Source organism: Paenibacillus sp. Marseille-Q9583 (assembly GCF_976954365.1).
The window spans coordinates 101,495-125,944 of record NZ_CDRJTB010000006.1 but is presented as its reverse complement, the minus strand read 5'-3'; the positions used below and the strand labels follow the sequence as shown (position 1 = coordinate 125,944).

Sequence of the window (24,450 nt, the reverse complement as noted above, 5' to 3'; positions counted from 1 at the left end):
CACTATGACGACAGATCAGCATGTGCCAGAGAATGACGGGTATAAGCATCGTCATCGGCATGAAGGGCCACAGAGGCATATTGTTGTCTTTATACTGTCCATTGTCTTGACCTTAATTGCTTTCGCCGCTGTTGCTGCTGGAGGCGTGAATGCCACCTTTGCGGTTATTCTACTACTGGTGATGGCAGTCATTCAGGTCATTGTACAGATGGGCTTCTGGATGCACCTGAAAGATAAAGGACATCTAATACCGATTATTTTCATGCTGGGTGGTTTTTTTACCGCCGGTACCTGTATTATTATGTCGCTGTATTGGGTTTGGTGGAATTAACGGACTATAAAGAAAGAGGCGGGCTGCGATGCCCCCTCTTTTTGGTGTTTAACTAGATCCTGCGCTAGGAGGGGTTAGGGTTATGCTCGGATTACAATATTTTAGCTTTGCAGAACTATGGAGCCCGCTTTTTCTGGCGGTCATGCTGCTGCTGACGGCGGGTTATTTCGTTTGGATTGGTCCGATTGCTGGACGTCATGCCGATTCAGTTCCGGTTCCGTTCTGGCGAAGAGCACTATTTGTGTGCGGAATGCTTGCGCTTTATCTGGCGCAAGGCGGTCCTGTTAGTCTATTAGGACATATGATGTTTTCCTTCCACATGGTTAGTATGGCCTTGTCATATCTAGTGGCGGTGCCGCTGATTATGCTGGGGATTCCAGATTTTATCTGGCGCAGCATATTGAGAGTAAATCCATTTCGCCGGCTGTCTTTTTTAGCTCGACCGGTGGTAGCTGCTCTACTGTTTAATGGACTATTTTCCTTGTACCATATTCCCGTTATCCATGATTATGTGATGCTTCATTTTACCGTTCACCGAATCTACTATATTGTTTTATTCCTAACAGCTGCCTTAATGTGGTGGACATTGATCAATCCGCTACCGGAGCGCCGAATGGCGAGTGGACTGGGCAAGATTGGGTTTATTTTTCTAAACATGGTATTACTGACACCAGCATGCGGACTGATTATTTTTGCAGATCAACCGCTCTATGCTATTTACAGTGATCCGGAGACTTGGGCACTTGCCATGGGCTATTGTATATCGGGTGATCCTTCTGCCTTACTTCAGAATTTTGGGGGTCCTGCATTCTTTTCATTGTTGTCACCAAAAGTGGATCAGCAGGTAGGAGGTATCGCGATGAAGTTCATTCAGGAATTTATTTTTGCCTCTATGCTTGCTTATGTGTTCTATCATTGGTATAAAAAAGAGAACGGACAAGAGGGCGATGAATTATCGACGCCTTCCTCAGCACTCGAGGAGAGCACCTTGACCCGTGCATAACTGGTAGACTGCCAAGGAGGAGAATCATGGATATTTTTACGGTGTTTCCAACTATTAGCACATCGTTCATCGTGCTCAGTGCGGTGCTCGTAGCTATTGGCTGGTGGCTCATCATTAAGGGCAAACGCGAGGCGCACAAGAAGACGATGATTGCTGCTGCAATCGCTGCGCTCCTGTTTTTTATTGTTTATGTATCTAGAACGTTGTTCGTGGGAAACACCTCATGGGGCGGACCGGATGAACTTCAGACGATTTATCAAGTGTTTCTGATCTTCCATATCGTGCTGGCAACCGTAGCTGCGGTATTCGGACTTACTACGTTAACTCTTGGATTTAAGGCGAAGTACTCCAAGCACCGTAAGTGGGGCAGAGTGACATCTATAATCTGGTTCATTACTGCGATTACTGGCGTTATGGTGTATGTGCTGCTTTATGTTCTATATCCAGGTGGACACACCAAGCCAGTGTGGGAAGTTATTTTGGGCGCGTAAGATAGTTGCGTGAATAGAGCATGTGATTGGCATGTGAAAAGAGCATGTGAATATGCGTACGAATCGTATGTGAATTTGTGTGTATAGTAATGAAATAAGCCTGTGCATCTGCTCGTTCCTAAATAGGGATGATGGATGACGGGCTTATTTTAGTTTATGGAGTTGGGGGAGTGCTGAAATCTTGAAATTGTACTGTGAAATCACTCGTGATCTGAACAGTGCGTGATGTGAAGTACTCTATTTGCTTATTTTTAGGGAAAACCTCCCTGAAAAAGATAAGTTTTGAGCTCGAAAAACGATAATTAGGGAATTTCTCCCTGTATTTTAACCGTTTAAGCTCTAAAATGTAGAAATGGCTGAATTTATAAGGAGGAATTCCCTAAAAACGTTGATTTCAGACTAAAACCAAGTAATTAGAGGGAGATTTTCCCTAATTGTTGATTCTACTAGAGTTACACCCACCGAGTAGTCACATGCACTCAGCGATAGCGTCCGTCGAGCCTTCGCATCGTTGAGCAGTCACATCCACTCTGCGGTAGCGCACACAGAGGAGTCGCTCCCGCCCTTCAATCACCCCACCGAGCCGCAACAACTGGCCCTACACCTACAACCCATTGGCGAAGCAACAATGAGGCTGACCTCACTCCGCGTCCTTCGCTCACATACAACCTCTCTATAAGTAATGTTTAATCCTCTAATTAGTTAATCCAGATAATGATCAGTTTCCCATACGTGCAAAGCCTTCTCCAAAGGGGGGAAGTGCATACCTCCTAATCAACTTGAATGTTTTCCATTTACAGGATTGACAATGGTAAATTAAGGACATATACTGTGTATATAGATATATACAGTAAGCACAGGGATATGAACACCTGCTTCCGCTAGACGCTGAAGACATTGTAAAGCGAGGTTAGTTTTAATGAGAACATTAAAAGATTCATGGTTTATGTTGCGCTCTGATTTTCGCGGAGACAAATTAAAGATATTAGGGACCCTCGTAATAACAGTTATTTTTATGTGTTATCTTGGTGGAATGACTAGCCTGGTAGCAAATGACGTACTAGGTGAGCAGGATCGGACGATGGTAACGGATTTCTTATTTCTCTCCTTTATACCCTTATTGGGATTTACATTCTCTCGCCGTTCCATGAAATATTGGAGTGAAGACTCTTACACAAAAATGTTGGTTTACTTAAGAACCTTACCGATTCCAACTGCAGTAATATTATCGCGGAGAAAACTTCAGGGGGTTGGCTCCTTTATTCTAAATGGTACGTTATTCTTCGGTATTGTTTACTTGTTAGGGGAAAATTTCCGGACAGAGCTGGCGGTTCCCTCGTATATAGCTTTTGCCATTACATGGCTTGGCTTCGGATTTATGGTCTCAGGTCTATATATTTTTATTGAGTATCTTTTTAGCGGCAAAGCTTATCTATGGCTAACATTGCTTATCGTAGTGTTATCGTGGGGAATATCATTCCTAGTTACACTTGGGGGAGGCAATTTGTTTTTATACAGTATCTCCTATTCCAAGGAGTGGGGGCTGTTATCTCCGATCATGTGGGGGTCACTTCTGCTGGGGACAATATCTGTGCAATTATTCTCTAAATGGACTATACATCGACTGAAGAGTCGCAATCTCGTATAAAAAATCGGAATGGCAAGGACTGCGCTCTAGCACGCTAGAGTGGAAGGCGAGGTGTAAATAATGTGGATACCGGTACAAATCAACGAAAATAGTGCAGAGCCCCTCTATCATCAGATAGAGACTCAGCTTAGGTCCTTAATCATTAGCGGAGTCATTACAGAAGGTACGCTACTGCCCTCGATTCGTGAGTTCGCAGGAGATCTGAAGTGCAGTGTAATTACAGTGCGGCGCGTATATCAGGATCTGGAGAATGAAGGTTTGCTGCGAACGAGACAAGGAACAGGTACCTTTGTATCCCATGTAGGCGACGTAGCAATGGAAGAATACAAACGGGACACGGTAGGCAGAGCACTTGAAAGTGCTGTGGAAATCGGCCGATCGATACATTGCAGCAAGGATGAACTTGAGCAGATTTTTATGGAGATTGTAGAACGCAAGTATAGAGCAAAGGAATGAAAGGGGGGCGCATACTCATATGGTACAGATGGCTATAGAATTGCGGAATGTACTTAAACAACGGCGAAACAAGACGATAGGACCGCTGACCATGAATCTGCCTAAAGGATATATTACAGCCCTGGTAGGTCAGAATGGATCTGGCAAAAGCACGTTACTGAATCTCCTGATGCAGCTGACCAATCCAGAGGAAGGCGAGATATATTGGTTTGAGAACAGGTATAATAGCGGGTTGCCTTTGGAGCTGCGGCAGACCATTGCTTATGTTCCTGAGACGTCGATTACTGAGGAGAACCACTGGAATGCAGAAGAGGCAGCTCAATTTAGACAGCATTGGTATCCGAACTGGGATGAGTCGTATTTTCAGGATCTAATGGATCGCTTTGAGGTTCCATATCATATGAGGCTTTCTAAGATGTCAAAGGGTGAGCGTCGGAAATTCGAAATTGCCGCAGCACTTGCGTCACGCCCAAGTCTGCTGCTATTGGATGAACCTTCATCAGGTCTTGACCCCTTTGCCTGGAAGATTATGATCGAGACGCTTCTTAAATATATGGATGAGAACAACGCTACGATCATTATCTCCACACACATTGTGGAAGAGGTGCGGCGCTTGGCAGATTATATCGTACTTATGCATAGAGGTGAACTGCTGGGTATGGCTGAGAAAGACAGTTTATTCGGTACTTGGACCGAGGTATGGGTACAGGTTGCAGGTGAAGAGGAGCTTGCTGAGTTATCAGCGGAATTACCGGGAGGTATAAACCTTACCATGGATACACCGGGTGTAGCTTCTTTTATCATAGAACAATTTTCTAAGAACGAGAAACGCATTCAGGACTTGGGCGTAAAGGTTATCAAGAGTCGCAGTTTAGAATTGGATGAAATATTGGGTTTATGGACACAGGGACACCGTCCTATCCTGATTGATCACAAGAGAGGGGACTAGAGAAATGGAAGCCTTAAAGCTGGAAAGTGTAATGAAGCAATATGGAGAAAAAACCGCTGTAAACGGAATTAACCTAACGGTAGGGAAGGGGGAAATTTACGGATTACTGGGGGCAAATGGTGCAGGGAAAACAACCACAATGCGCATGGTGCTTGGCTTAATTTACCCTGATGGCGGGAATATTTTGTATAATGGAAAGCCGTATAACAGCGAACTTCAGCAAACCATGGGCTATCTACCCGAAGAAAGAGGATTATATCCAAAGGTAAAGGTAAGCGATCAAATCGTCTACTTGGCACGTCTGCGCGGGATGTCGGCTAGTGATGCAGATAAGAGCCTTCGCTACTGGCTCGATCGGTTTGAGGTTCCGGATTATTACAATAAGAAGATTGAAGAGCTCTCCAAAGGGAATCAGCAGAAAATGGGCTTTATCGCCGCAGTTGTTCATAAGCCGCAAATTCTCATCCTTGATGAAGCCTTCAGTGGCTTGGACCCTGTTAACGTGGAACTATTGAAAGATACGGTAAAAGAATTGCGTGATCAAGGAACGAGTATCTTATTCTCTACTCACCGGATGGAGCATGTTGAAGAGCTTTGCCGTAATATTACGATTTTGGATCGTTCCAATACTGTCGTGCAGGGCGATATTCGTACGATTAAGAGTGGGTATCCTCGTGAACAAGTATTGTTGCGTACGGATAACGAAATGACCGGTCTAGAATCAATTGCAGGTGTAACAGCAGTACAGCGACAGGAGCGAGGTTATCTGTTGTCAATCAGTGAGATCGGCGCAGCACAACGTATCCTACAGCAGGCGATGGCGCAGGGTGAAGTGGAGCATTTTGAAATTAAGGAACCAACATTAAATCAAATCTTTATCAGAGCGGTGGGTGAATCTCATGAATAAGATGGGGACAATTATTGGCTTTACCTTTAAAAATAAAGTAAGAACGAAATCATTCATGATTACTACATTAATTCTAGTGTTGCTGCTCAGCATTGGGATGAATCTTCCGTACATCATCGATCAGTTTAAGGGTGATTCTAAAACAAACGCAGAGACTCAAATTGCTGTGATCGCGGAAGAGGGAAATCAGGCTGCAGAGTTGTTGAAGGCATATACTTCACCTGAAGGAATGCCGCAGGCAAAAGTTGTGCAATATACTTCTGCCGACGATGCGGAGCTAAAGAAAGCTTTAGAAGAAGGGACTGTAGAGGGGTACGTTACTTTTGCAGAACCTACTGGCGAAGGACTTCCACCCGTTACTTATCATAGTGAAAATGGTGAATTGAAGGGCGATGTGCAAATCTATCTCCAAAATGCCCTTCAGCAGGCCAACACCCAGTTCATCGTTGGCGACAAGCTGACGCAGGAGCAGATTGCTGCTATGTCAACACCGGTACAGATAGCTACTCAGCAGCTCAACCCTGATGGGACTGCGGGAGATAAGGATGCGTCGCAGGAATCCGCTCCACCTATTAATTACGTCATTGTATACGCCATGCTTATGCTGTTCTTCATGTCTATCATGATGACCGGTAATATGATCGCAGCTGAGATTACTTCAGAGAAGAGCTCACGGATCATGGAGATTCTGATTACAAGTGCCTCACCTTTAGCGCAAATGTTCGGTAAAGTTATCGGTGTCTTCTTAGTAGGATTATTACAAATTGGAGTCATTATCGCAGCGGTAGTTGTCAATCTTAAGCTTCCGCATAATGCAACGATTTTGAAAGATTTAGACCTGGATTTAGGCCAGCTTAATATTAACTTGTTGCTTTATGGGATTGTTCTTTATGTACTAGGTTATTTCCTCTATGCCTTGATGTATGCAGCTGTAGGTTCGATTGTCAGCCGTACAGAGGATCTTGGCCAAGCGGTTATGCCGATTATGATGTTAGGCTTCGTAGCATTCTATGTTCCACTGTTCAGTATCTCCAATGCGGATACTCTGCTGGTTAAGGTAGCGAGTTATGTACCGTTCACCTCTCCATTGACCATGCTGCTCCGAATTGGTGTTGGTGAAGTAGCGATCTGGCAAGTTATTGTATCATTAGCCATCCTGCTTGTTACCACGTTCATCTTTGGATGGTTGGCTGCCAAGATCTATCGCACAGGCGTATTGATGTACGGCAAACGTCCAAGTATTAAAGAGATCAGAAAAGCGATGAAGGCTTACAAGATCTAAGTGGCTTCATATAAACTTTTAAGGAGTGGTAATCATGACTAAAAGTGAACAATACAATATGATGCTTTTAATGAGTTCGGTATCTCTGGCTACGGTTAGTAGAATGCTCCATTCAGATGGATCCGCTGTTATGGATTTCACTCAAGGTGTATTGACTGGTATTGCCATGGTAGGAATGATTGCGGGATTGTGGATGTACGGTAAGGCGCGTAAGAGCAAAGCGTAATAGTAGGGAAAGGAAGCCGCGGCAGATGCCGTGGCTTTTTTCTTTTTTGTGTACGTATCGTAAAAGTTATTTGGAAGATAGTTGCGGACTCCAGGTTTCCTGAGTCCAATATATGCTCCGTACACTCAGATGTCTGTTCCTTTTGAGGGATTAGACAACGGATAGATTACCACTAGGCAGCAAACCCTCTTGAGCAGTCAGTTGCTCCCGCACACGCCTAAGCTGCGCTTTTAGCACAGGAACACTCTTTTGCAGGATGATGCTTATTTGAGGTAAAGATAGCTTTAGGCCATACCACATCGTTTTTACAAGCTGCTCTTCCCAAGGCAATGCCTTGGAAGACAGGAGAGAACGGCGTGCGTAATAATCGGCGCATTGTCGGATACAAGAGCGGTAAGCTTCGATAGAGAATAGCTGGCTGTCGAAGCTTTTTTGTCGGAATATTTTATGAAGCTCTTTAAAAGTACGGATAGTAACCTTCTCGGCTTCTGCTGATTGTTGTAACAACATGAAACTGAGCGTATAGATATCATTCGTACACTTTTGAACACACTCTGCAAATATAGTTCTACGGGGTGATCCGGCAGGTAAGGGGTCAGGCATGATAAACACGATCCTTTCAGAATGGGTTATGGGATGAACCTATAATATAGAAAAGTAAGAAATGGATTTGTTGATAAGCTCGGCGGTATCAGGTTCTGGATAACTATGTTTTTGAAGCGCAACACTGGATGGTTTATAATATAGCCGCCCTCCTCTGGAATCTCTCCCACCAGCGACAGCTCTGTACAGACGACCTTGCTCAATGTGACCTGACAAGGATTTACCCTGCAGCTTGGCTTTTAAATCCTGTAAAGCACCTTGCACTAGCTCAAACTGAGTCTGATCCCACTCTGAACCATGGGAACGTACTTTATCTATCGCTTCCTCAAGTCGGCAATGATAAATCATTCTGAGAAAAGAACTCCATTTAATAAGGTCGAAGGTTTTGGTATTAGCAGAGATAAGACACGCTCCCCAGCTACAACCTCCTTTACAGGTAAGCTTCAGGATGCCATAACGGCTACCTTGACCGGCCTCCATTCCATAGTGAATAGGCTCAGGTGAATCAAAGACGAATACTTCTATGCGAGATAGTCTTCGCTGGTCCATGACAGGTTTCTCCTCCTTAGGTTTCCAAAAGCTTAAGATCAACATGGTGAGTGATGTTGGCCTTCTCTATACAGGCGAGCATTTCAGCTTCATTCTCACAGACTGCGGCATGCTCCAGCCATAGTCGGAATTTCTGTTTGCGTATAACGGATAAATGTAAGGGGAAGGTGCTGCGGGATCTCATTACGTACCAACCGACTGCAACATCTTTCCAAGGTTCTTTAAAGGCGGTGAGCCACGGAAAACGTTGGTGTGCTGCCCAATCCTGCAGCTGCTGCTTTTCGCGGATATTTTTATATATTTCGTATATAATCTTTCGGTCCATACAGCGTTCACAAGTAGAAGAGCTGCTGAAATGGCGCAATGTGTCAATCTGGTTCTGACCAAATGCGTAGCCGACAATTGTTCTATGATGATCCTCTTCGAACCATAACGCTCCAAAGCAAACATAGTTTAGACTTATCGGCTCAAGTAGCCCTTGCTGAGTTCCCCAATAATAATGTTTCATTCCTTTCACCCCGTCCAGCATGCTATCACCCTATAGATTCAGTTAAAGAATCAGGTAACGCAAAAACCGCAGCAAGAGGAGGACCTCTGCTGCGGTTTTGGAATACAGGTATACACACACCTGTGCCAAAGCGTGGCGGATCAAGGGTCTCTCTCTTTACGCTTACGAGGTTAGCTGTCGGATTCGGACGGTGAGAGTCGCCCTACCTATGTGAGACTTGAACAGTCTCCTTCGGATTCACCCCAAGTAGGCCATATGACCTGATGGTTCCCCCGTTCCCTGCAATTGCAGGAACTCAGCGTTGAATGTATTTCGTGAAATAGATTCAACCCGAATCATACTCTTTTCAAGGTGTTTCTGTAAAAACAGAAAGTGTTCTTTTGAGCGCAATTTAAACCAAATCCTGCCGACTACGACGAAAAAGGGAACCAAATAGGTATTTATTGCGTGTTATCGGGCTTCTTCCTCGCTTAATCTCGCTTTCTTGTTTCCTTTCTTATAAAGGCGATTTTTGGTCATTTCACTAATCGTGGTGAATAAAATCACATGGTATGAGCGTTTTTCGCTAATGGATTGAAACTCGAGTAAACAAGAGATATAGAGAGATTGGATATCAAGTAAGCGCTATCCAATGCGAAAATAGTTTTTAATTTGCATTATTTTGGCATCAATCAGGTTTTACAATACTTCCTGCATAAGGGTATGATTACTCCTGTTTCAACAACAATCGAATATTTGATCCGCTTAATTTCCGATAAGGAAAGCGGGGGAACCAACAATCGGCAGACGATGTGAGAGTCGGAAGCCGGTTATGGGGTGAATCCTGTAGAAGATGTGAGTGAGCTCGCATCTATACAGGTAGGGCGACTCTCACCGCCCGAATCCGACAGCTAACCTCGTAAGCGTATGGAGAGAGGATGAGTGCAATGTGACCGCTAGCGAGCCACAGAGGAGAATCCTTTGTGGCTTTTTGCTGTGCTTTTTTAAGCAAAGCATTTATGGAAAACCTCACGAAGAGGTCGTTATATTCATCATTAGCGGTAGCTTTCTTTCAAGATCAGGGTGATCAAGCTCTGATCTTACAAGCAAAGCATTTGAGGAGAATAAGAGATGACAGATCAGAATGAATATGTACTGGTATGTGCGCCAACGAAGGCAGGCGAACATTTTATTAAGCTTCTAAAATTCAGAGGCATTAAGATGGCCGGATTGACCAACAACTTGCCTGAGAAGGCCCTACTCGAAGAGATGGGGATTGAACAAGTCGTTCTAGTTGATACCCGCCATCAGAATACTTGGTTTCGCCCACCGTTCCCGGTAGGACGGGTATATCTGTTCGAGAGCAGCTTTACGTTATGCTGCCGCTACATTCAGATGTGCCGCACCTGGACTACACAGCCGATTTTTGTAATCACAAGCTCAATAAATCCTAGATTGGTCTATAAAAGACTTGGTGCAAGTTATGTAATCTATTCTCATAGTGGTGATGCTGATTTTCTAATCGATAAATCACCTCATCAAGGATAAAAGAAGGAGTGCGGTAGATATGATGGATCTGTATATGGTGGCTTCGTTAGCTGTAATTTACGGGTTGTTTTATGGATTTATGCGCTGGTGCGCAGGTGTAGTTGAGGATACAGGGAGGGATAAGTTGTGATTCTAGTAATCGCTGTTACCCTACTGTTGTTTGTATATCTGGTTTACGCATTGATTCATCCGGAGAAATTTTAAGGAGGGGCATTCATGGGCATTTTGCAAATAGTTGCTGTAATCGTAATTCTTATCTTGCTGGTTAAGCCGATGGGCACGTATTTATATTATGTATTTTCTAATGAACCGAACCGTACGGATCGATGGTTTGGAGGTATGGAAAAAGGAATTTATAAGCTGATCGGCCTGAAAAAACGGGACGGAATGTCTTGGAAGAAGTATGCGCTCAGCTTTGTGTTAACAAATATCGTATTGGTCACTTTCAGTTACATTGTTCTTAGATTGCAGCGGGGATTGCCGTTAAACCCAAATGGAATTACGGATATGGAACAGACGCTTTCATTCAATACAGTGATCAGCTTTATGACCAATACGAACCTGCAGCATTATAGCGGGGAGACGGGGCTTTCGTATTTTTCACAAATGGCTGTCATCACGATGATGATGTTCACATCTGCAGCGAGCGGATTTTCTGTTGCAGTTGCCTTTGTCAGAGGAATCACGGGACGGAAATCAGTCGGGAACTTCTTCGAGGATTTCGTCAAAGCACATATTCGTGTGTTCATTCCGCTAGCTTTGTTAGTTTCATTGGTGCTGGTAGGACTGCATGTGCCACAAACGCTCAAGCCATCACTTGAAGTCACTACATTAGAGGGCCAAACACAACAAATTGCTATCGGTCCAGTAGCTTCTTTGGAATCGATCAAACATCTGGGCACGAATGGTGGCGGCTTCTTCGGGGCCAATTCATCCCATCCTTTTGAGAACCCTAATCCACTTACGAACGTTCTGGAGATTCTCTCTATGTGGATGCTGCCAGCTTCGCTCCCTTATATGTACGGATTGTTTGCCAAGAACAAACGTCAGGGCTGGGTAATTTTTACCGCAATGATGACCTTGTTTGTTCTGCTATTAAGCCTAAACTTCTATGCTGAATCAAAAGGTAATCCGGCGATCAATGCACTAGGAATCGAATCTTCACAAGGAAGCATGGAAGGTAAAGAGGTGCGTTTCGGCATACCGCAGTCTTCCTTGTTTACTTCAGTAACAACCGCAGCTACGACAGGTAGTGTTAACAATATGCATGATACGCTGACACCGCTGGGAGGCATTACGCCTCTAGCATTGATGATGCTCAACAATGTCTTCGGTGGTAAAGGTGTCGGACTGATTAATATGCTGATGTACGCGATTCTGGGTGTCTTCCTGTGCGGTTTGATGGTCGGCAGGACACCGGAGTTCCTCGGACGGAAGATAGAGGCCAAGGAGATGAAGCTGATTGCCATTGCGATCCTTGTGCATCCGTTCATTATTCTTGTGCCAACTGCAGCTGCGTTCCTGACCGATTTGGGGCAAGGGGCGATTACGAATACTGGATTCCATGGACTCAGCCAAGTGTTATATGAATATGTCTCTTCTGCCGCGAACAATGGCTCAGGATTTGAAGGTCTTGCAGACAATACAACTTTTTGGAATGTCACAACCGGGATTGTCATGCTGCTAGGTCGTTATGTTTCTATTATCGCAATGCTGGCGGTAGCAGGTTCTCTGCTTCAGAAGAAGCCGGTTTCTGAGACAATTGGCACATTCCGCACAGACAATGGACTGTTTACGGGAATTCTGATCGGTACAGTAGTGATTATCGGTGCGCTGACATTCCTGCCGGTCATTGTACTCGGCCCCATTGCAGAATATCTAACCTTACGGTAGGAAGAGGGAGAATAAGATGAGTACTGTAAAAAGAAAAAAGCTGCTGACGGGACCCATACTCCTAAGCGCTGTAAAGGATAGCTTTATAAAGCTTAACCCAGTAACGCTAATCAAAAATCCAGTCATGTTCGTGGTAGAGGTCGGTACGATCATTGTACTCCTCATGGTGCTGGCTCCTGGATATTTTAATGCTGAGCAATCGATAGGATTCAATATCACAGTGTTGTTCATTCTGCTATTTACAGTGCTGTTTGCGAACTTCGCTGAAGCACTGGCGGAAGGCCGCGGTAAAGCCCAAGCTGATTCGCTTAAGAAAACGAAACAAGATATCACTGCCAACAAACTGGTTGGAGGGACGGTGAAGACAGTCTCCTCCTCCGAACTGCGTAAAGGGGATATCGTCATCGTCAGTCAGGGAGAACTCATTCCTGGTGACGGTGAAGTGATTGAAGGGCTGGCTTCCGTAGATGAATCAGCGATTACAGGTGAATCTGCACCTGTAATCAAGGAGGCTGGTGGGGACTTTGGCTCCGTTACAGGCGGTACACGGGTCGTCAGTGATGAGATTAAAGTCAGAATTACAAGTGATCCTGGTGAGTCGTTTCTAGATCGAATGATCTCCCTTGTGGAAGGGGCGAAACGTCAGAAGACACCGAATGAAATCGCACTTAATACGCTTTTGATCAGTCTGACGCTGATTTTCCTAATTGTAGTAGTGACCTTGCGGCCGATTGCAACTTATCTAGGCGTTGATCTTGATATTCCGGTTATGATCGCCTTGTTGGTCTGTCTGATCCCGACAACTATCGGGGGACTACTATCCGCAATCGGAATAGCGGGTATGGACCGGGTGACCCAGTTTAATGTACTCGCGATGTCGGGTAAGGCCGTTGAGGCTGCTGGTGATATTAATACGATGATCCTAGATAAGACCGGTACGATTACCTTTGGGAACCGGATGGCTAGTGAATTTGTACCTGTCGGAAATGAATCCGAAGCGGAGCTTACGGCATGGGCGGCCATCAGTTCCCTAAAGGATGAGACGCCTGAGGGACGTTCTGTAATTGAGCTGGCCAAAAAGCTGGAACGCAGCTATGACAGCAAGCTTGCTGAAGGTGGCGAATTCGTAGAGTTTAAGGCCGAAACTCGGATGAGTGGTATTGACCTGCAAGATGGACGCTGCGTACGCAAAGGTGCGGTAGACTCCGTGAAGAAATGGGTACAGTCGAAAGGCGGAGTCATTCCCGCGAACCTCGACAGTAATTCTGATGCTATCGCCCGGATGGGGGGGACCCCATTAGCGGTTGCAGTAGACAATCGGATCTATGGACTTATTTACTTGAAGGATACCGTTAAGCCAGGCATGAAAGAGCGGTTTGATGAGCTGCGGAAAATGGGGATCAAGACCATCATGTGTACGGGTGACAATCCGCTCACCGCAGCTACGATTGCCCGTGAAGCCGGTGTAGATGATTTCATCGCTGAAAGTACACCTGAGGATAAAATAGCAGTCATTCGCCGCGAACAGAACGAGGGTAAGCTGGTTGCCATGACCGGGGATGGTACAAATGATGCCCCTGCCCTTGCACAAGCTGATGTGGGCTTAGCCATGAATAGCGGTACTACAGCTGCTAAGGAAGCAGCAAATATGGTCGATTTGGACTCTGACCCTTCGAAGATTATTGAGGTCGTGGCGATTGGTAAACAGCTGCTGATGACGCGGGGTGCGTTAACAACCTTTAGTATCGCGAATGATATCGCGAAGTATTTCGCCATTATTCCGGCGATGTTCATGCTCGCCATTCCTGAAATGGAAGCCCTGAATGTAATGGGACTAGGCTCGCCAAGCTCGGCTATAATATCCGCCTTAATATTTAATGCGATTATTATTCCCCTGCTCATCCCACTGGCTATGAAGGGTGTATCGTATAAAGCTATGAGCTCTACGAAGCTGCTTGGACGCAATATATTTATCTATGGGCTAGGCGGAGTGGTTGTTCCATTTGCTGGCATCAAGCTCATTGATATGATCGTAAGTGTATGGATTTAACGACGTGTTGACTAATCATTGAAAGGGTGAGAGCATCGTGAATAACGGAAACGCCATGGAGGACACTGAAGAGCAGTTATCATCATCGAAAGGTGCTTATTTCTTCATTATTGTACGACTAAGTCTAATATTTATTGTTCTCTGCGGAGTGATCTATCCTCTGACAACTACAGCGCTTGCCCAGGTTCTAATGCCGTCGCAGGCGAACGGCAGCTTGCTTAAGAATGATGCTGGAGTAGTTGTAGGCTCGGAACTCATCGGGCAGAACTTTACCAATCCAGCTTTATTTCATGGTCGTGTGTCTAGTATTGAGTATAAAGCAGAAGCTTCAGGTTCCAATAACTACGCTCCATCCAATCCGGATATGCTGCAGCGGACAAAGGATTTCATTACGCAGTGGAAGCTCGATAATCCGGATGTGCCCGTGAACAAATTGCCAGTTGATTTGGTCACCAACTCGGGTTCGGGGCTTGATCCGCATATCACACCAGCTTCAGCTATGGTGCAGATTCCTCGGATTAGCAATTTAACTGGTATTCCTGCGTCGCAGCTGGAAGAGCTTGTAAATAAGCATATCGAGGGTCGTGACTTAGGGTTGTTTGGTGAAGAACGGGTCAATGTGTTGAAGCTGAACATGGATCTACTGAAACTATCGAACAAATAAATATAGTAAATGTCCCTGCCAGATTACTAGAATCGGGCAGGGATATCTTGCTTTCTAGTGCATGATCGGGGTTAATAAGGAGTGGTCTTGATGGGAACATACCGGAGGAAGACGCCGGAGGAGCTGCTGCTCTCTATCTATGAGCTGCATCGGGGACGTCTGAAGATCTATATCGGTCCGGTCAGTGGGTCGGGCAAAACGTATCAGATGCTGCGTGAGGGCCAGGCGCTAAAAGCGCAGGGAATCGATGTTGTGATCTGTGCGGTTTCGACGAATCAGAGTCCAGAAACTAAGGATCAGCTGGGCGATTTGGAACGCATACCAAGTATTCATTGGTTTCAGAAAGATATAGAGAAGAAGGATCTTGATGTAGAAGCTATTGTGGCACGTAATCCAGAAGTTGTGCTAACCGATGGCTTGGCCCACCAGAATCGCGAGGGTGCGGAGAGATCTGGAAGACTGGACGATATCAAATACTTATTGAGCAATGGGATTAGTGTCATCACAACTGTAAATGTATACGAACTAGAAGGTGCTGCGGATCTGGCACGGAAATGGACCGGGATTGAGGTAGAGCATTCTCTTCCCGCTGAGGTGCTTACCCTTGCCGATGATATCGTTCTAATTGATGTGACCCCTGAAAAAATACTTCAGCGCTTGTCCGATGGCCATTTAGGTAAGCGCCAGCAGAGATCGCTTTTTAATAAGGGGAATTTAAGCAAGCTGCGGGAGCTGGCACTTCGGATGGTCGCTGAGGATGTTAATGACTCGCTGGAGAAACACCGGGAAGAACAAGGGCTGCAGGGAGCTTCGGGGATCGCAGAGAAGGTGCTGGTCTCCGCACAGTATTATTGGAATGGCTCGATCCATATAAGGCGTGGACAGCAGATCGCCAAGCGGCTAAATGGGGAACTGTCAGTGGTGTCATTCTGGAAGCAGGGCCTCACCCTTTCTAAGGAAGCAGCTACCTTTAAGCGTTCCCTCTGGAAGCTGACCGAGAAGATTGGTGCTTCTATGGAGGAAATCACCTTTCGCTCGAAGCGGGAGATCCCTCGTCTGTTAGTAAAATACGCAACCCGGCACAATATTACCCGGATCGTTATGGGACACTCCAAGCAGACCGCTTGGCAGGAGTTATGGAAAGGCTCGATCGCCAATTCGTTACTGAAGCAAATCCGAGGTGTGGATGTGTTCTTCGTGGCGGATCGTGCAGATCGCGAAGGAGAGCGTGTACTTCCAACCCGGCAGAGTCGTAATGAACGGAAAGCGGATGCCTATCACAGGTTAAGCAGTCAGGAAGTAAAGGATAAAATCGATGCGATTCGCGGAGGAACCTTTAAGGTATACATTGGGGCTGCTCCCGGTGTGGGCAAGACTTACAAGATGCTGCGTGAAGGGAACGATCTCTTGAAGAGAGGGATCGATGTCGTGATAGGGCTCCTGGAGACACATGGCCGCAAAGAAACCCTTGAACAAATCGGCGAATTGGAGACCCTTCCGCGTCTACGTATGGAGTACCGCGGGACTATCCTTGAGGAGATGGATACGGCAGCAATTATTAAGCGTAATCCAGAAGTCGTGCTAGTGGATGAACTCGCTCATACCAATATGCCAGGCAGCAAACATAAGAAGCGGTATATGGATGTTATGGAGCTGCTGGATGCGGGAATATCTGTGATTTCTACCGTGAATGTGCAGCATTTAGAAAGTCTGAATGACGCCGTAGAGCAAATTACAGGAGTTAGAGTAAGGGAGACTTTTCCGGACAGCATTCTACAGCGGGCAAATGAGGTAGAGCTTATCGATGTATCACCCAAGACGCTTCAAGAGCGAATGAAGGATGGAAAAATATATGCCATGGCCAAGGTGGATCAGGCGCTGGGGGCTTTTTTCAAAATCGGAAATTTAATAGCCCTTCGGGAGCTGGCATTGCGGGAAATTGCTGATGATGTTGATGAAAGGCTAGAATCTTGGGAACGTGTTGGTTCGTTACGGGGACCTTGGCGGCGTCAGGAAGTTATATATGTGTGTATCACCTTGGGGGATCATGCGGAGCGTTTAATTCGGCGTGGTTTTCGGATTGCATATCGTCTAAAAGCTTGCTGGTATGTTACGTATGTGCAGGAATTTAAACAAAATGGACCCGTATATGATAAACGTATAAAAGATTTAAAGGAATTGACGGAACGACTGGGTGGAACGTTTAAGATGATTGAGAGCGGGCTCCCCGCCCGAGTGGCGTCCTTGCTGCTTGAAAGATCTCAAGCTTTGCAGAGCACTCAGATTATTATCGGTCAATCACAACGCTCATGGCTGCGAAAAAGTATTCGCGGCGATGTTACCAAGCAGATTCTGCGTTCTGCCAGAAACGTGGATGTGCTGGTCGTGGCAGATCTCATACGTGAGGAAGCATAGACTAAGACTAACAAGTAAAAACGCCTTCGGCGTCCCTAAAGGACGGTAAGCGTTTATGCGAGAAATATAAGGATAATGTATAGCGTAAAAATTATAGATTCTTATATTTTGAAAAAGGGTATCTTCAAGCCGATTGGCTATGAGGATACCCTTTTTTGCAGCTATGAATTACATCATGTACTGAATAGTTTAATGGCTTAATTATTGGGCAGCTTCGATGAGGGCTTTGAGCGCAGGAAGATTAAATCCCTTGATCGCTTGATCCCCTGCTACAGTGACAGGAACACCCATGAATCCAAGCTTCTCAACTTCCTCTTGATAGACTGTGCTGGTCATAACATCTCTTACTTCAAAAGGGACACCCTGCTCCGTAAGATAATTTTTAACCAAATTACAGTCACTGCACCCTGCGGTTGAATAGACAATCACTGGCTCACTCATTGGTTCACAGCCTCTTTGATAGCATCTCTTGTGATTTTCCAGTGGGAAGTGTTCCAGCGAACCTCATTGTCCTCAAGCAGGAAGAGTTGTGGAGATTCATGTTTGATGCCAAAATCCTCAGCAATTTGATTGGAAACGGGACGATCCTCGATGACTAAGACCACTGCAGCGGCAGTATCCGCATCCTTCAGATAAGCCTGAAACTCTTCATTAGCTTTAGCACTAATCGGGCAGGTCGTGCTGTGTTTGAACAGCAGCTTCTTGCCAGGCTTAGCTACATATTGCTCAAGATCCTCCAGCGTATGGAGTTGTTGAATTGACATAGATATCACCCTCCTGGGATCGTTATTTTGAAATATAAGAGAGTATAAGCTTCACGTTATACATTATCCTTATATTTCTCGCATAAACGCTTACCGTCCTAAAAGGACGCCGAAGGCGTTATTGCTTGCTAACAATTGTGTTGTTAACAACCTGTAATCATGATTGTAACATATATCAAAATTAAAACAAAAAGGATTCTAAAAGGCTTGCACAAGAGGCGATATACCTGAAACCAATCGCGTTGAAAAAAAGAGTACAGCATGCTAAGGTGAAAAGAAGCAACATGCCTAACCATATCGCTACAAGATAGGAGTGTTCAGAAGAATGAAGAGAGTTGCATGTGTAACTGGAGCTGATCGTGGGCTCGGACTGTCGCTTGTACGTTCGTTGCTGGCCAAACAGTTCTCAGTATTTGCAGGACAGTATTTAAAAGAATCGGAAGATTTGAAAGCGCTTAAAGAGCAATATCCTGAACAGTTGGAGCTTATCCCCCTAGATGTCAGCAATAAAGATAGTGTAAAGCAGGCTGCAAGAGTGATAGCCAGTAAAACTGGATATGTCGATATGATTATTAATAATGCAGGTATTATTCGTTCTGCTGATAATGCTACTGTGCTGGTGGAGCTGGATGATGAAGGCATGGCAGAAATATATAATGTAAATACGCTTGGCGCGTTAAGAGTCAGCAATGCACTGATGGGACTGCTGCTGCAAAGTGAGGATAAATTAATCGTCAATATTTCATCAGAGGCAGGCAGTATTACCCGAAATAAGCGTATCAACATGTATGGCTATTGTATGTCGAAGGCAGCACTGAATATGCAGTCCTCCTTGATGCATAATCATCTGAAAACGCTTGGCGGTCAAGTAATGGTGTTCCATCCTGGCTGGCTGCAGACTTATATGCATGGTAAGAAGGATGAGCAAGCGGAAATGACTCCTGAACAGTCCGCGGAGCAGATTATCGACCTTGTTCTGGATTATAAAAAATATATGGGCGAGGAACCGGCCTATCTGGACACGGATGGCAGCTTATGGCCGTGGTAGAACGGATATTTCAAAATAGATAAGAAGAAAGGCGCTGATAACATGTCTACACTAAAAGCACTCGCACTAGGAAGCTACTCGGAGGTTAAATATCACCCCTTTGCTGGCGTGGACCAGGAGATCCAACAAATCCTTGCGAATGACTTACAGGTTTTCTCTTCAGAGGATTATGCACTTCTCAATAAAGAAACGTTGTCTGACTACAAGCTGGTAATCTCCTACACTGAATTTTCTGATGACAAAATCCCCGCGGAACAAAGTGGTGCTTTGCTAGCTTATGTGGCTGGCGGGGGCGGACTACTAGTGGTACATAACGGAATTTCCTTACAGCGCAATCAGGAGCTTGGCGCTATGCTGGGCGCACATTTCACCCATCATCCAGAGTATACTTCGCTGCAGATGTCCATACCCGCACGAGAGCATCCCATTATGCAGGGAATTGAAGAATTTGTAATTGAGGATGAGCCGTATTATTTTGAGATGCATCCTTATTTCGAAACGACAGTGCTCGCTGAATATTCTCATGAGGGAGCTATGCGCCAAGCGGCTTGGTGTCACGAATTTGGCTTGGGCCGGGTTGTTTATTTAATGCCAGGGCATCATTTACCTTCATTCTCAGTAGAACCCTTCCGCGAAATGATTCGTAGAGGTGGGCTTTGGGCAGCAGGATTATTGTAGAATATAAGCGGCGGATATACTTGTTGTAAAATTATAAATGAGTCCAACTGTGGGATAACTACGGTTGGATTTTTTTGTTGACTCTTACATTGATGTCAGGGTTTATACTGGTGTAGAACAATTCTCATGAACCCCGAGGAGATTGCTATGAAAATAGGTGAGCTTGCTAAACTGACGGGCGTAAGCGTCCGTTCAATTCGTTATTATGAGAGTCAGGGATTAATTTCGCCGATCCGTCAGGCCAACGGATATCGGGAGTACTCTCCGCTCGCTGTGGAGACGGTAGAAACGATAAAATTATATTTGAACCTGGGTCTGTCCACAGAGCAGATCGCGGGCTTTCTACATTGTGTTTTGAAGAACAAAGAAGCTTTCTGCGCAGAAGTGATGCCACTATACCGTAGCAAGCTTGAAGATATTGAACGTCAGCTTGTAGAACTGAATCAGATTAAACACAATTTGGAAGAAAGAATGGCCTCTATCTTGCAAGAGCAGAACGAGAGTAGTCTAGAGGCATGTACACTGGAGAGTTTGGAGTAGGTACTGCTGGAGTTGAAAATTATGAGGAGGAATGACAAATGGCTATTACAAATGCAGATAGCGCTGATTGGGTACGAGCAGAGATTCGCGGTGGTGGAACGGTTTTGGTAGATTACGGTGCGCCATGGTGTCCCCCTTGCAAGGTGCTGTTGCCTCTTTTGGAAGATCTTCATCAGGAATATGGAGATGATGTCTCTATTGTGAAGGTGAATTGTGACGAATTGCCGGATCTGGCTGGGGAAGCTGGTGTTATGGGGATGCCTACAGTCATTGTATATAAAGATGGGCAGCCAATGGAAAAGTTGGTTGGCTTACGTCCGATAGCAGCCTATCAAGGGATATTGAACAAGGTTATTCTAGCATAGGGAATTGGAATTTAGTTGTATTTTGATGCTATATTAATCTCAAGCTGAGAAGGCATTAAGAAGCCTCATCCGGATATTTTCCTGCGTGCACTAAATAGGCTAGACATGAAGCCCTAGGAGAGCGTCTACATTGTTGATCATCCGCTGAACGATGTAGACGCCGCGGTGAGCCGTGACGGTATGAAAGGCACAGCTTTGGAAGGAGTCTAGCACGTATGGATTTTCAGGTCGCATATACCAACTATCACTCTCTGCTGAAAGTAATTGCTTACCGTATGACCGGCTCTATAGCAGATGCAGAGGACCTCGTTCAAGACGTATTCATTGAGTACAGCAAGCTACAAACAATAGATATCACCCATCCGAAAGCTTACTTAATCCGTATGACAACAAATCGTTGCATCAACTATATGCAATCCGCCCGTATAAGGAGAGAGCAATATGTCGGCACATGGCTGCCGGAGCCGCTCGTCAGCTTTACGAATGGAGGAGGCGATAATCCTGCTGATCTCTTCGATCACGATGAAAATGTATCCTACGCCCTGCTCGTCATGCTGGAACATTTGTCGGCTGTCGAGAGAGCCGTCTTTATCTTGCGCCAATCCTTCGCTTTCGAATATAGCGAACTTGCTGATGTGTTAGGAAAATCAGAAGCCAACTGTCGAAAAATATTTAGCCGCGCTAATGATAAGCTGCATCAACAATCGCCAGTTCTGCCAGGCAACACGGCTCAGGCAACACCTCTTGCGACAGCATTCCTCGCAGCTGCGCGAGGCGGCAACGTCGATGCGCTTGTCAGCCTGCTGACTGAGGACGCGCTGCTTACGTCGGACGGCGGCGGTAAAGTTCGCGCAGCGATTTTCACCATTACGGGCAGAGATCGTGTTCAAGCTTTCATTGGAGGCGTCATTACGAAGGGCTTCCTCGGAGATTCGCAAAGGATGGTGCTACTTAACGGCCAGCTGGGCATCGTCATTTATCGGGATGGCCGGCCGCTTAAGGCGATCAGCTTCCAGCTTGATGCGGCCGGGGAGCGGATCGAGCATATTTATATCGTACTCAATCCCGATAAATTACAACGAATGGGGTAACCTGTCACAAACGGAGCTTTTGTATTGTCTTATTAGTGAAACAATCAAAAGATAACCGGTCTACAGCCGGAGAGGAGCTATCCCCATGGAACAAAGAATGGATCTGGCCGGTGAAATTCCAGCCGCATACAAAGCGATGATGGGTCTTGAAGCGTTCGTACAATCGACAGGCATGGAAAAGTCGTTATTGGAGTTAATCAAAATCAGAGCGTCACAAATTAATGGCTGCGCCTTCTGCATCGATATGCATACGAAGGATGCCCGCAAGGCAGGCGAGTCGGAACAGCGCATCTACATGCTGAACGCATGGCGTGAAGCGCCGTTCTACAGCGACGAGGAGCGCGCAGTGCTTGCGCTGACCGAATCGGTTACACTCGTGACGCAAGGACATGTACCGGACGATGTCTATTCGGAAGCGGAGCGCCATTTCGATACTAAGCGACTTGGCGAGATCATCATGGCAATTGTTACAATCAATGCATGGAATCGCATCGCGATCACCACTCGCATGATGCCGCAATAAACTTTAATTACGTCAGCCGAACGTCCAAGGCTAGCATCCGAAACTTTACAGATACAATAGAGATATAAGAACATATGAAGTTTAACTTAGGGAGATCCCATACTGTGGGGTCTTTTTTGTATGCATGAATTATCCATCTTCGGTAAAAAATACGGTCACAGCTATAAAGGAGGTGTTAGGGGTGTGGAATGAGGTAATAGAATTAATTCCAAGTTGGGGTGTGGTTTTCCAAGGGATTATGATTTTCTGTGTCCCTTTTTTCCTACTTCGTACAATAAGCTGGGCCAAAGCTAAAGAAGACAAGATAACGACTAGAGCGGAAAAAGCTACTGGCAGCAAAGGTGGAGGTGTTCCTTACGGAGAAGCATCTGGAGAAACAAGTATCGCAAAAAGGCCTGAGCAGCATAGCTCGGCTGAGGTTACAAAGAATGATGGTACAAGAATAACTTATAGTGGCCATTTTGAGGATGATTTGCAGAAATTCAGTGAGATCAGTGCCGATATGCATGATGTAAATGTAAGGGAGTTGCGAATCGGAAGCATAAAGACAAGAGCGGCACTTTTCTACGTAGACGGGCTAACGGACAAAGACAAAATGGATCAGAATATATTGAAGCCGTTAATGAATGCATATCAGCCTTTTAAGGATATGAATTCCGTACCGGCTGCGAAAGATCTACAAGATATTCTCATACATGAGATCCTCCTCATATCGGAAGTTGAGCTTACGGATAATGCATACCTCTCTCTTCAGAAGGTGTTATTTGGATCTGCCGTGCTGCTCGTGGAGGGGATATCTAAGGCTTTTGTACTCAGTAGTCCGAAGGGGAATACAAGAGGGATTCAGGAGCCAGAATCTGAAGGAGTCTTGCGGGGCTCGCGAAGCGGATTTAACGAGACATTAAGTGATAACACAGCGATGCTGCGTAGACACGGACAGAGTACAGAACTAGCTATGATTTCTTTTACTGTAGGAAAGAGAATGCAGAAGGAATTGATCCTAGCCTATATCAAGGATATTGCGAATGATGAACTTGTAGAAGAGGTCAAACGAAGAATTAGAACGATAGATTTAGATGATGTTCAAGAATCTGGTTATGTTGAGCAATTGATCGAAGATAATGGCTATAGTCCTTTCCAACAGATTCAGAATACGGAAAGGCCGGACCGTGTAATGGCAGCACTTTTGGAAGGAAGAGTAGCTATTTTACTTGACGGTACACCCTTTGCATTGATTATGCCGGTAACCTTCGGGATGTTACTGCAATCGCCAGAGGATTATAACGATCGCTGGATGGTAGGATCGATGCTACGTCTTTTGCGTTTTTTTGCGGCATTGATATCCCTGTTTGCTCCGGCACTATATATTTCCTTCCTTTCGTTCCAGCCAGGCTTGATTCCAACTAAGCTAGCCATTTCTATTATCGCCTCCCGGCAAGGAGTCCCCTTTACTGTATTAATCGAAGCCTTGATTATGGAGGTCTCGATTGAAATATTACGAGAGGCTGGGCTTCGCTTGCCTAAACCTATCGGTCCGGCGATGGGAATTGTCGGCGGTCTGATCATCGGTCAAGCCGCGGTAGAGGCTGGAATTGTGAGTCCGATTTTAGTCATTGTAGTATCAGTTACGGCTGTTTCTTCCTTCTCTATGCCCATGTATAGTGCTGGGATGACGCTTCGTATGCTCCGTTTTGCAGCCATGTTTTTTGCAGCCATTTTCGGATTATACGGAGTTGTACTGTTTTTTCTCTTGCTTAGTAGTCATTTAATTAAGCTGAAGAGTTTTGGTATTCCTTATCTTGGTCTGGCAGTCCCAAATAAGATGGTGAATTGGAAGGATTTTATATTCCGTATGCCTTTTCAATTTCTAACCAGGCGACCTACGTTTTTGAAACCAAAGGACCCCTTGCGTAAAGGGTGAGAAGTCTAGGTAAAGGAG

Annotated in this window: 27 protein-coding genes and 2 riboswitches; of the genes, 22 read left to right on the top strand and 5 right to left on the bottom strand. The window is 45.4% G+C overall.

Features of this window, described 5'->3' with window-relative positions:
* Positions 1-4: 4 nt before the first annotated feature.
* The 9 genes from ACWNM1_RS05140 (at position 5) to ACWNM1_RS05100 (ending at position 7,293) form a co-directional block, all read left to right on the top strand.
* Positions 5-331, top strand: a complete 327-nt coding sequence (locus tag ACWNM1_RS05140; RefSeq protein WP_042184535.1) for a cytochrome C oxidase subunit IV family protein — start codon at positions 5-7, stop codon at positions 329-331.
* An 82-nt stretch (positions 332-413) separates the two neighbouring features.
* Positions 414-1,334 (top strand): cytochrome c oxidase assembly factor CtaG, encoded by a 921-nt coding sequence (gene ctaG, locus ACWNM1_RS05135; protein ID WP_449600162.1) that lies wholly within the window; start codon positions 414-416, stop codon positions 1,332-1,334.
* Positions 1,335-1,360: 26 nt separating this feature from the next.
* Positions 1,361-1,825, top strand: coding sequence for a DUF420 domain-containing protein (locus tag ACWNM1_RS05130; protein WP_042123812.1), 465 nt, complete (start codon positions 1,361-1,363; stop codon positions 1,823-1,825).
* 919 nt (positions 1,826-2,744) lie between these two features.
* A complete protein-coding gene (locus ACWNM1_RS05125) occupies positions 2,745-3,473 on the top strand; it encodes a hypothetical protein (protein ID WP_449600161.1) in 729 nt (242 codons plus the stop codon).
* A 60-nt stretch (positions 3,474-3,533) separates the two neighbouring features.
* Positions 3,534-3,929 (top strand): GntR family transcriptional regulator, encoded by a 396-nt coding sequence (locus tag ACWNM1_RS05120; protein WP_449600160.1) that lies wholly within the window; start codon positions 3,534-3,536, stop codon positions 3,927-3,929.
* Positions 3,930-4,020: 91 nt separating this feature from the next.
* Positions 4,021-4,878: an ATP-binding cassette domain-containing protein gene (locus tag ACWNM1_RS05115; protein WP_449600177.1), complete on the top strand. Its 858-nt coding sequence runs from the start codon at positions 4,021-4,023 to the stop codon at positions 4,876-4,878.
* A gap of 4 nt (positions 4,879-4,882) precedes the next feature.
* Positions 4,883-5,785 (top strand): ABC transporter ATP-binding protein, encoded by a 903-nt coding sequence (locus ACWNM1_RS05110; protein ID WP_449600159.1) that lies wholly within the window; start codon positions 4,883-4,885, stop codon positions 5,783-5,785.
* Positions 5,778-7,067: an ABC transporter permease gene (locus ACWNM1_RS05105; RefSeq protein ID WP_339268505.1), complete on the top strand. Its 1,290-nt coding sequence runs from the start codon at positions 5,778-5,780 to the stop codon at positions 7,065-7,067. The genes ACWNM1_RS05110 and ACWNM1_RS05105 overlap by 8 nt, the downstream gene beginning before the upstream one ends.
* 34 nt (positions 7,068-7,101) lie before the next feature.
* The gene (locus ACWNM1_RS05100) at positions 7,102-7,293 is read left to right on the top strand and encodes a hypothetical protein (protein WP_341126344.1); all 192 of its coding nucleotides are present in this window, start codon (positions 7,102-7,104) and stop codon (positions 7,291-7,293) included.
* A gap of 150 nt (positions 7,294-7,443) precedes the next feature.
* On the opposite strand, the gene ACWNM1_RS05095 is transcribed toward ACWNM1_RS05100, so the two are convergent.
* From ACWNM1_RS05095 to ACWNM1_RS05085, 3 genes are read right to left on the bottom strand one after another with little or no spacing between them, the layout of a single operon-like run.
* A complete protein-coding gene (locus ACWNM1_RS05095; protein ID WP_449600158.1) occupies positions 7,444-7,896 on the bottom strand; it encodes a hypothetical protein in 453 nt (150 codons plus the stop codon).
* Positions 7,897-7,935: 39 nt separating this feature from the next.
* Positions 7,936-8,445, bottom strand: coding sequence for a hypothetical protein (locus ACWNM1_RS05090; protein ID WP_449600157.1), 510 nt, complete (start codon positions 8,443-8,445; stop codon positions 7,936-7,938).
* Positions 8,446-8,461: 16 nt separating this feature from the next.
* Complete coding sequence (locus ACWNM1_RS05085) at positions 8,462-8,953, bottom strand: hypothetical protein (RefSeq protein WP_449600156.1); 492 nt, start codon at positions 8,951-8,953, stop codon at positions 8,462-8,464.
* A 145-nt stretch (positions 8,954-9,098) separates the two neighbouring features.
* A riboswitch (cyclic di-AMP (ydaO/yuaA leader) is annotated at positions 9,099-9,264 on the bottom strand.
* A gap of 420 nt (positions 9,265-9,684) precedes the next feature.
* A riboswitch (cyclic di-AMP (ydaO/yuaA leader) is annotated at positions 9,685-9,874 on the top strand.
* A gap of 189 nt (positions 9,875-10,063) precedes the next feature.
* On the opposite strand from ACWNM1_RS05085, the gene ACWNM1_RS05080 reads away from it, so the two are divergent.
* The 6 genes from ACWNM1_RS05080 to ACWNM1_RS05055 all read left to right on the top strand — a co-directional run bounded on the left by ACWNM1_RS05080 (position 10,064) and on the right by ACWNM1_RS05055 (position 17,502).
* A complete protein-coding gene (locus tag ACWNM1_RS05080; RefSeq protein ID WP_076285918.1) occupies positions 10,064-10,480 on the top strand; it encodes a hypothetical protein in 417 nt (138 codons plus the stop codon).
* A gap of 126 nt (positions 10,481-10,606) precedes the next feature.
* Positions 10,607-10,684 carry a K(+)-transporting ATPase subunit F gene (gene kdpF / locus ACWNM1_RS05075; RefSeq protein ID WP_076285959.1) on the top strand — a complete coding sequence of 26 codons (78 nt, stop codon included), beginning with the start codon at positions 10,607-10,609 and terminating at the stop codon, positions 10,682-10,684.
* 12 nt (positions 10,685-10,696) lie between these two features.
* Positions 10,697-12,373, top strand: coding sequence for a potassium-transporting ATPase subunit KdpA (gene kdpA, locus ACWNM1_RS05070; RefSeq protein ID WP_449600155.1), 1,677 nt, complete (start codon positions 10,697-10,699; stop codon positions 12,371-12,373).
* 16 nt (positions 12,374-12,389) lie between these two features.
* Entirely contained in the window at positions 12,390-14,423 is a 2,034-nt protein-coding gene (gene kdpB / locus ACWNM1_RS05065; RefSeq protein WP_449600154.1) for a potassium-transporting ATPase subunit KdpB, read from the top strand.
* A gap of 55 nt (positions 14,424-14,478) precedes the next feature.
* Positions 14,479-15,087 carry a potassium-transporting ATPase subunit KdpC gene (gene kdpC / locus ACWNM1_RS05060; RefSeq protein ID WP_449600176.1) on the top strand — a complete coding sequence of 203 codons (609 nt, stop codon included), beginning with the start codon at positions 14,479-14,481 and terminating at the stop codon, positions 15,085-15,087.
* Positions 15,088-15,177: 90 nt separating this feature from the next.
* Complete coding sequence (locus ACWNM1_RS05055) at positions 15,178-17,502, top strand: histidine kinase (protein ID WP_449600153.1); 2,325 nt, start codon at positions 15,178-15,180, stop codon at positions 17,500-17,502.
* Between the two features lie 201 nt (positions 17,503-17,703).
* Here ACWNM1_RS05055 and ACWNM1_RS05050 read toward each other — a convergent pair whose 3' ends face one another.
* Together ACWNM1_RS05050 and ytxJ are read right to left on the bottom strand one after the other, a co-directional pair.
* Positions 17,704-17,943: a glutaredoxin family protein gene (locus ACWNM1_RS05050; protein ID WP_042184561.1), complete on the bottom strand. Its 240-nt coding sequence runs from the start codon at positions 17,941-17,943 to the stop codon at positions 17,704-17,706.
* Positions 17,940-18,266 carry a bacillithiol system redox-active protein YtxJ gene (ytxJ, locus tag ACWNM1_RS05045; RefSeq protein WP_042123836.1) on the bottom strand — a complete coding sequence of 109 codons (327 nt, stop codon included), beginning with the start codon at positions 18,264-18,266 and terminating at the stop codon, positions 17,940-17,942. The genes ACWNM1_RS05050 and ytxJ overlap by 4 nt, the downstream gene beginning before the upstream one ends.
* A gap of 325 nt (positions 18,267-18,591) precedes the next feature.
* Here ytxJ and ACWNM1_RS05040 point away from each other — a divergent pair, with 325 nt between their 5' ends.
* The 7 genes from ACWNM1_RS05040 (at position 18,592) to ACWNM1_RS05010 (ending at position 24,432) form a co-directional block, all read left to right on the top strand.
* Positions 18,592-19,314, top strand: a complete 723-nt coding sequence (locus ACWNM1_RS05040; RefSeq protein ID WP_449600152.1) for an SDR family NAD(P)-dependent oxidoreductase — start codon at positions 18,592-18,594, stop codon at positions 19,312-19,314.
* A 42-nt stretch (positions 19,315-19,356) separates the two neighbouring features.
* A complete protein-coding gene (locus ACWNM1_RS05035; protein ID WP_449600151.1) occupies positions 19,357-19,992 on the top strand; it encodes a ThuA domain-containing protein in 636 nt (211 codons plus the stop codon).
* A gap of 147 nt (positions 19,993-20,139) precedes the next feature.
* Positions 20,140-20,532, top strand: a complete 393-nt coding sequence (locus tag ACWNM1_RS05030) for a MerR family transcriptional regulator (protein ID WP_449600150.1) — start codon at positions 20,140-20,142, stop codon at positions 20,530-20,532.
* Between the two features lie 38 nt (positions 20,533-20,570).
* Positions 20,571-20,897, top strand: a complete 327-nt coding sequence (locus ACWNM1_RS05025; protein ID WP_042184566.1) for a thioredoxin family protein — start codon at positions 20,571-20,573, stop codon at positions 20,895-20,897.
* A gap of 215 nt (positions 20,898-21,112) precedes the next feature.
* A complete protein-coding gene (gene sigJ / locus ACWNM1_RS05020; protein ID WP_449600149.1) occupies positions 21,113-21,988 on the top strand; it encodes an RNA polymerase sigma factor SigJ in 876 nt (291 codons plus the stop codon).
* 85 nt (positions 21,989-22,073) lie between these two features.
* Complete coding sequence (locus ACWNM1_RS05015; RefSeq protein ID WP_076285910.1) at positions 22,074-22,511, top strand: carboxymuconolactone decarboxylase family protein; 438 nt, start codon at positions 22,074-22,076, stop codon at positions 22,509-22,511.
* A gap of 181 nt (positions 22,512-22,692) precedes the next feature.
* Entirely contained in the window at positions 22,693-24,432 is a 1,740-nt protein-coding gene (locus ACWNM1_RS05010) for a spore germination protein (protein ID WP_449600148.1), read from the top strand.
* The last annotated feature ends 18 nt before the right edge of the window (positions 24,433-24,450 follow it).